Annotated in this window: 4 protein-coding genes; 2 read left to right on the forward strand and 2 right to left on the reverse strand. The window is 58.1% G+C overall.

Annotated features, from left to right (window positions below; genetic code table 11):
* Window positions 1–10: 10 nt before the first annotated feature.
* Both ppc and OLZ32_RS28255 read right to left on the reverse strand, forming a co-directional pair.
* Entirely contained in the window at window positions 11–2767 is a 2757-nt protein-coding gene (ppc, locus tag OLZ32_RS28250) for a phosphoenolpyruvate carboxylase (RefSeq protein WP_264424050.1), read from the reverse strand.
* Between the two features lie 181 nt (window positions 2768–2948).
* Window positions 2949–3875: a LysR family transcriptional regulator gene (locus OLZ32_RS28255; RefSeq protein WP_264424052.1), complete on the reverse strand. Its 927-nt coding sequence runs from the start codon at window positions 3873–3875 to the stop codon at window positions 2949–2951.
* Between the two features lie 117 nt (window positions 3876–3992).
* Between OLZ32_RS28255 and OLZ32_RS28260 the strand changes: the two genes are divergently transcribed.
* Window positions 3993–5168, forward strand: a complete 1176-nt coding sequence (locus tag OLZ32_RS28260) for an acyl-CoA dehydrogenase (RefSeq protein WP_131666857.1) — start codon at window positions 3993–3995, stop codon at window positions 5166–5168.
* Between the two features lie 60 nt (window positions 5169–5228).
* Window positions 5229–6116: a 3-hydroxybutyryl-CoA dehydrogenase gene (locus OLZ32_RS28265; protein ID WP_264424055.1), complete on the forward strand. Its 888-nt coding sequence runs from the start codon at window positions 5229–5231 to the stop codon at window positions 6114–6116.
* Window positions 6117–6248 lie beyond the last annotated feature (132 nt).

Here is a 6248-nt window from a genome sequence, read left to right on the forward strand (position 1 = left end):
TTGGCGCTCGTTACCCGCTGTTTCGTAGCCCTGCTGCAATTCCATTGATGGTCAGATGCAGCGCCTCTTCAGTGTCCTGATCGCCTTCTCCGGCACGGTGGCGGCGAAGAAGGTCGATCTGCATTTGGTTAAGCGGATCGAGGCAGGGAAAGCGATGATGGATCGACTGCTTCAGAGCCGGATTGTTTTCGAGCAGCGAGGCCTGATCCGTTATGGAAAATAGCGCAGCCGTCGTCGCTTCCCATTCGTCTTTTATGCGTGCGAAAATTTTCTCATGGGTGGATGCATGAGGGGTGAGGCCCACATACCGCGCCGCGATCGCCATGTTGGTCTTGGCCAACACCATCTCCATGTTCGCAATCAGTGTCTGGAAGAAAGGCCAGTCCCTGTGCATCCCCTGAAGAATTTGCAATCCGTCGGGATGTCCGGCCAGCCATTGTCGCACGGCCGAACCGAATCCAAACCAACCCGGCAACATCATGCGGCTCTGCGACCAGCCGAACACCCAGGGTATCGCACGCAGGTCTTCGATGCGACGTGACGCGCTGCGTGAGGCCGGGCGGCTGCCAATGTTCAGTTTTGCGATTTCGCCGATGATCGTTGCTTCCCAGAAGAACCGTTCAAATCCCTCGGTCTCGTAAACCAAACGGCGATAGGCGCCAAAGGCCAGGTCGGACAGTTCCTCCATGGCGCCAAGATATTCGGGATCCGGCTCTTTTGCGTCGGACGGAAGCAAGGACGCTTCCAGCGTCGCGGCGATCAGAAGTTCGAGATTCCGACGACCTAGTGCCGGATTGGAATATTTCGCTGCAATGACTTCACCTTGCTCCGTCAGCCGGATCGATCCGGCAACCGCACCAGGGGGCAGGGCGGTGATTGCTTCATAGCTTGGGCCGCCACCGCGGCCCACGGAGCCGCCGCGACCGTGAAACAAGCTGAGGCGAATGCCTTCACGCTCGAAGAGCTGGATGAAGGTCGTTTCTGCCTTATACAGTTCCCATCCCGAAGTCAGATAACCGCCATCCTTGTTGCTGTCCGAATAGCCGAGCATGATTTCCTGTTTGCCGCTGAGTGCTTCCACATATGTCCGATAGGCTTCGACGGCCAAAACTGTTTGCATCACGTCATGCGACCTTCGAAGATCCGAGATCGTTTCGAAAAGCGGTATGATGTTGATTGACGCCGCTTCGGGCTTATCGGGCCGGAACAGCCCCGCCTCACGGAACAGGACCATGACCTCCAGAACGTCGGAAGGGCTTCCGGCCTTCGAAATGATGTAATTGGGGATGCTGACGCGGCCATAGTGCTTATGGGCTTCGCCAGCTTCGCGCAGAACGGAAAGCTCCGACGCCGTCTCGGCCGAATAAGTCCTGAGCGGTGTCATCAGCAACTGGGCAGACCGTAGTTCCTCGGTTAGCAAGCGGATCTTGTCACTCTCGGCTAACGCCTCGTAACGTGTGCCAGGCCTCACGTTCTCGAAAAGCTCATGAACAACCCGTTGATGAACCTCGGAATTCTGTCTCAAATCCAGACTGACAAGGTGAAAACCGAAGACGTCCACAGCGCGTTGGAGCCTGCGCAGTTTTCCAGTGGCGATCTTTTCTGCGCCATTGGCTGTCAGGGATTTGCTGATCGTCGCCAAGTCTTTGGCGAATTCGGCAGGGCACAGGTAGGAAGGGGCCACCGCCACAGGTTCGCGAACCAGTTCCGTGCTGCCGAACTTACGTGCCGTGGCCGCCAGGCGAGCATACATGCCTGAGATTGCCAGGCGATATGGCTCGTGTCGGCGCCGCTCCGATCTGTCGGGGGAGTCGGTCGCGAGGCGCTGAAGCTCCTGCGAGACTTTCACATACCGGTCATCCAAGGAAAGTTCGGCGCCGAGGCTATGCAGTTCGCCGAGATAGAACGAGAAAACTCTCTCACTCTGCAACCGGAGCGCCTCTCTCAGGGTTTCGCCGTTGACATAGGGATTGCCATCCCGGTCGCCACCGATCCAGGAACCCATGCGCAGGAATGGCGGCAGCGCGTCCTCGCCGAAACTCCAGGGTGAGTCTCGAAGCTGATTTTCGAGAATCTCGTATACCTCCGGGATCACCCGGAAAATGGTGCTGTCGTAATAGGACAAGCCATTGAGGATTTCATCTACGACCTGAAGCCGCCGCCCCCGAAGGCTGTTCGTTTGCCAAAGCGTCGTCGTCGCCCTTTCCAAATCCTCTTTATGCCGGCCCATCTCCTGTTCAATCAAGCCGGCTTGGTCGAGCTCAGTCAGGCATCGTGCAAGCTCCTGTTCGATTTCGATAACGCTCTTGCGCCGAACCTCGGTAGGGTGCGCCGTGAAAACGGGCGAGACGACCGCTTCAAGAAGCAGTTTGCGGATATCTTCCGCCTCGACCCCGGCCGCAGCCAGAACGGAAAGCGATCTGGCAATTGTTCCCGGCATGGCAGGTTCACGATCGACGATGCTGAAGCGCTGCATCCTGGCTTGGTGTGCGTCTTCGGCAATGTTCACGAGTTGAGAGAACTGGCTGAATGCGCGGATCACACGCTTGAGGGTCCGGGGAGGCATTTCTGCACAAAAGAGGGCGAGCTTGTCGTTCAGGTGCCGGCCGGTCTTTCTATGGCCGGCAACCGAGAGAGTGCGGACCTGTTCCACGATCTCACGGGCCTCCTTGCCGTCGCTTGCTTCGATAGCCTCGCACAGCAGGCGGCCGAGCAGCCGAACGTCTTTCACCAGGGCCCTGCTGGCCATGAGGCGTTTCCCCTGCATGCTTGCTTTGCGTAATTGAAGATGCAAATGCGCATTCCTTGTGCTAACGTTAGCATAAATTGGCAGGATTTGGCCGAGGAGTCAAGCAACACGCGCAAACGAACAGGAGCGAGAAGCCGAACGGGCGACGAAGCTCCTGACGATATTCCAGATTATCGAAGGTATCTCAGGTGTGGCTTCATCAACCGCCGCTATCTGCCGATCCGCCTTCCCGGTAACGCGCGACCTCTTCCAGCAGCCATGCGCGGAACGCCACGACAGGACGGAAGTCCTTCCTGCTTAGTGGCGCGACCGCATAATAGGCGCTGGTGCTTTTGACCTGATGTGGAAAGGCTTGGACGAGCTGGCCATTTGCGAGCTCGGAGTCGATGAGGAAAAGCGGCATCAACGCGAGCCCCAGTCCGGCAATGCAGGCTTGGGCCACGTTGCTGAACTGTTCGAACCGCATGGCCTGCGATGGGGTGCCGTTGACCTGGAGGCTTTCAAAAAAATGGCTCCAGGCCCCGGGACGGGACGCCATCTGCAGCAGCGGCAAGCGAAGCAGATCTTCGGCCCTCGCGATGGGATGTGAACTGAGAAAAGACGGGGACGCGATCGGCGCTACCATCTCTTCCATAAGAAATATGCTTTCCGCACCGGGCCAATCGGGCTGGCCGATATGAATCGCCATATCTATGTCGTCGCGGTCGAAATCGAACACGCCTATGCGCGTGGCGAAGTTCAACGTGATCTCGGGGTGTCTGGCGACAAATCGCGGAATGCGTGGCATCAGCCAGCGGGTGCCGAATGTCGGCAAGATGGCAAGATTGAGTTGATCGCTATGTTGTTTGGTCATGGCCTGCAGTGAAGCGGAACGGATTTCCGCCAAAGCGCTGGCAATAGCCCGGGCATAGTCTGTGCCCGCCTCCGTGAGGTTGACGCCACGGCTGGTGCGCTCGAATAGTAAAATACCGAGTTGTTCTTCCAGCGTCGCGATCTGGCGACTGATCGCTCCCTGCGTCAGGGAAAGCTCCTCCGCTGCCGCAGAGAAGGTGCCCAGCCGCGCGACGGAATCGAACGCTGCGAGAGCCGAGGTGGAGGGAAGGAGCCTTCGCGAGAGGTTTGCCATGAGCTATTACTATAGCTCATGGGTCAATGAGTAAACCTCGCTTTCTCGATCGTGAAAAAGCGGCTTTAATTCCGTCAAATTCGAACTGCCCAAAACCTCAACGGGAGGACGACGATCTTGGCCTTTTCTTGGAACGACCCCTTTCTGCTCGACGACCAGCTGACCGAAGATGAACGGATGATCCGCGAGTCCGCTGCGGCTTTCGCAGAATCCGAACTGTTGCCGCGCGTCCAGGACGCCTATCTCGAAGAAGCGACCGACCCGGAGCTGTTCAGGTTGATGGGGCGGACGGGCCTTCTTGGGGTGACGCTGCCTGAAGAGTACGGGGCCGCGAACGCATCCTACGTTGCCTATGGTCTGGTCGCTCGCGAGGTCGAGCGTATCGACTCCGGATATCGCTCGATGATGAGCGTGCAGTCCTCGCTGGTCATCTATCCGATCTTCGCCTACGGCTCCGACGAGCAGAAGAAGAAGTATCTGCCTGGCCTCGTTTCGGGTGAACTGATCGGCTGTTTCGGCCTGACCGAGCCCGACGCGGGCTCGGATCCCGGCGGTATGAAAACCCGTGCCGAGAAAATCGAGGGCGGCTACCGATTGCGCGGCTCGAAGACGTGGATCTCGAACTCGCCGATTGCGGATGTCTTCGTCGTCTGGGCGAAATCTGAGGCTCACAACCATGAAATACGCGGCTTCGTTCTCGAAAAGGGCATGAGGGGCCTTTCGGCTCCGAAAATTGGCGGCAAGCTTTCCCTGCGTGCCTCGATCACGGGCGAAATCGTGATGGACGGTGTCGAAGTCACCGAGGATGCGCTTCTGCCGGGCGTTTCCGGTCTCAAGGGGCCGTTCGGTTGTCTCAACCGCGCCCGTTACGGCATCTCCTGGGGCGCCATGGGAGCCGCGGAGGATTGCTGGTTCCGCGCTCGTCAGTACGGTCTTGACCGCAAACAGTTCGGGAAACCGCTTGCAGGGATGCAGCTGTATCAAAAGAAGCTCGCCGATATGATGACCGAAATCACGCTCGGACTGCAGGCCTCGCTTCGCGTTGGCCGCCTGATGGATGAGCACAAGATGGCCCCGGAAATGGTCTCGATCGTCAAGCGCAACAACTGCGGAAAGGCGCTTGAAATAGCGCGGCAAGCCCGGGATATGCACGGCGGCAACGGCATTCAGATCGAATATCATGTCATGCGCCACGCGCAGAACTTGGAGACGGTCAATACTTATGAGGGGACCCACGACGTCCATGCCCTGATCCTCGGGCGCGCCCAGACGGGCCTCCAGGCGTTCTTCTGATGCACCCAATCTATTCGGCGCGGACCGTCCTTCAACCCTCCGGGATCAACGAGAGGCACTATGCCTATAGCGAATAAGATTTCTACCGTCGCCGTCATTGGCGCCGGCCAGATGGGCACTGGGATCGCGCAAGTCGTGGCGAAACACGGGTATGAGGCACTGGTTTACGATCTCGACAAAAGTCGAATTCGCGCGAGCATCGAAGCGAGTGCCGGATATTTCGCACGCCAGGCGGAAACGGGCAAGATGCCGGGCGAAGCGGCTGAAAAGGCGATCTCCCGAATAAAGGGAGCGTTCTCCCTCTCGGATCTTGCGCGCGCCGATCTGGTCATCGAAGCAGTGAGCGAGAATGAAGGCATCAAGAGGAAGGTCTTTACGGACGTGTGCACCGTCCTGAAGCCCGACGCGATCTTGGCGACGAACACATCGTCGCTCTCCATAACGCGGCTCGCCGCGTCGACCGACAGGCCCAATCGTTTTATAGGGATACACTTCATGAATCCCGTACCCATTATGAAGCTGGTAGAGCTGGTTCGCGGCATCGGAACGGATCAGGAGACGTTCGCCATAGCCAAGGGTTTCGCCGAATCCATCGGCAAAACTGTCACCGTCTCCGAGGATTTCCCGGCTTTCATCGTAAACCGCGTCCTTATCCCGATGATCAACGAAGCGATCTACACCCTGTATGAGGGTGTCGGAAACGTAGAAGCTATCGACACCGGCATGAAGCTCGGCGCCAACCATCCCATGGGGCCACTTGAACTGGCCGACTTCATCGGTTTGGACACATGCCTTTCCATCATGCAGGTCCTTCACGAGGGGCTGGCCGACAGCAAATACCGTCCGTGCCCACTGCTGGTCAAATATGTCGAAGCGGGCTGGCTCGGTCGCAAGGCACAACGTGGGTTCTACGACTACAGGTACGAGCCGGCTCGGCCAACCCGTTGATCTCCCATCTCATTCAAACATCGAGATTTGTCAGCATGACCGAGACGACTGAGCTGCCCGAACGCGAAAGCATGGAATTCGACGTTGTGATCATCGGCGCCGGTCCTGCCGGTCTTGCGGCGGCGATCCGGC

Origin of the sequence: Rhizobium acaciae, from assembly GCF_025941625.1 — a bacterium.
In the GTDB taxonomy this organism is placed as follows: Bacteria; Pseudomonadota; Alphaproteobacteria; order Rhizobiales; family Rhizobiaceae; genus Rhizobium; species Rhizobium acaciae.

Bases quoted from the DNA above. Each gene is read 5' to 3' on its own strand.
- OLZ32_RS28255 (WP_264424052.1), bottom strand. From the start codon at position 3,875: ATGGCAAACCTCTCGCGAAGGCTCCTTCCCTCCACCTCGGCTCTCGCA.
- ppc (WP_264424050.1), bottom strand. From the start codon at position 2,767: ATGCAGGGGAAACGCCTCATGGCCAGCAGGGCCCTGGTGAAAGACGTT.
- OLZ32_RS28265 (WP_264424055.1), top strand. From the start codon at position 5,229: ATGCCTATAGCGAATAAGATTTCTACCGTCGCCGTCATTGGCGCCGGC.